This is a genomic window from Stenotrophomonas sp. YIM B13575, assembly GCF_042787595.1.
Classification (GTDB): Bacteria; Pseudomonadota; Gammaproteobacteria; order Xanthomonadales; family Xanthomonadaceae; genus Stenotrophomonas; species Stenotrophomonas lactitubi_B.
In genome coordinates, this window is record NZ_JBHZOP010000106.1 from 1 (window position 1) to 1,531 (window position 1,531).

Genomic DNA, 1,531 nt, shown 5'->3' on the forward strand with positions numbered 1-1,531 from the left:
TGATGCCAGCGTTGCAAAGAGACGCGCCTGAGCGCCTGCCTCTCGTTTGGTCTTGTGACGTAGCGTGCACTTGGATCTATCGACATGTCATGTCGGCCAAGGCAACTTGAGGTTATATGGTCAAGCCTCTCGGATCATTAGTATCAGTTAGCTCAATACATTGCTGTACTTACACACCTGACCTATCAACCACGTAGTCTACATGGTTCCTTCAGGGGGCTTGTGCCCCGGGAGATCTCATCTTGAGGCGCGCTTCCCGCTTAGATGCTTTCAGCGGTTATCGCTTCCGAACATAGCTACCCGGCAATGCCACTGGCGTGACAACCGGAACACCAGAGGTTCGTCCACTCCGGTCCTCTCGTACTAGGAGCAGCCCCTCTCAAATCTCCAACGCCCATGGCAGATAGGGACCGAACTGTCTCACGACGTTCTGAACCCAGCTCGCGTACCACTTTAAATGGCGAACAGCCATACCCTTGGGACCGACTACAGCCCCAGGATGTGATGAGCCGACATCGAGGTGCCAAACACCGCCGTCGATATGAACTCTTGGGCGGTATCAGCCTGTTATCCCCGGAGTACCTTTTATCCGTTGAGCGATGGCCCTTCCATACAGAACCACCGGATCACTAAGTCCTAGTTTCCTACCTGCTTGATCCGTCGATCTTGCAGTCAAGCACGCTTATGCCTTTGCACACAGTGCGCGATGTCCGACCGCGCTGAGCGTACCTTCGAGCTCCTCCGTTACTCTTTAGGAGGAGACCGCCCCAGTCAAACTACCCACCATACACGGTCCCCGATCCAGATAATGGACCCAGGTTAGAACGTCAAGCACGACAGGGTGGTATTTCAAGGATGGCTCCGCCACAGCTAGCGCCATGGTTTCATAGCCTCCCACCTATCCTACACAGACGAACTCAACGTTCAGTGTAAAGCTATAGTAAAGGTTCACGGGGTCTTTCCGTCTTGCCACGGGAACGCTGCATCTTCACAGCGATTTCAATTTCACTGAGTCTCGGGTGGAGACAGCGCCGCTGTCGTTACGCCATTCGTGCAGGTCGGAACTTACCCGACAAGGAATTTCGCTACCTTAGGACCGTTATAGTTACGGCCGCCGTTTACTGGGGCTTCGATCAAGAGCTTCGCCTTGCGGCTGACCCCATCAATTAACCTTCCAGCACCGGGCAGGCGTCACACCCTATACGTCCACTTTCGTGTTTGCAGAGTGCTGTGTTTTTGATAAACAGTCGCAGCGGCCTGGTTACTGCGACCCTCTTCAGCTATAGCTCGCACGAGCCACCAAAAAGGGTGCACCTTCTCCCGAAGTTACGGTGCCATGTTGCCTAGTTCCTTCACCCGAGTTCTCTCAAGCGCCTGAGAATTCTCATCCTACCCACCTGTGTCGGTTTACGGTACGGTCTGCGTAAGCTGAAGCTTAGGAGCTTTTCCTGGAAGCGTGGTATCAGCAACTTCGCCATAAAGGCTCGTCTCGGTGCTCGGTCTTGAAGGATCCCGGATTTGCCAAAGATCC

The 1,531-nt window shown here is 54.0% G+C and carries 1 rRNA gene; it reads right to left on the reverse strand.

Features of this window, described 5'->3' with window-relative positions:
* Nucleotides 1-116: 116 nt before the first annotated feature.
* Nucleotides 117-1,531 (reverse strand): 23S ribosomal RNA (locus ACFX4F_RS16175); the annotation flags it as partial.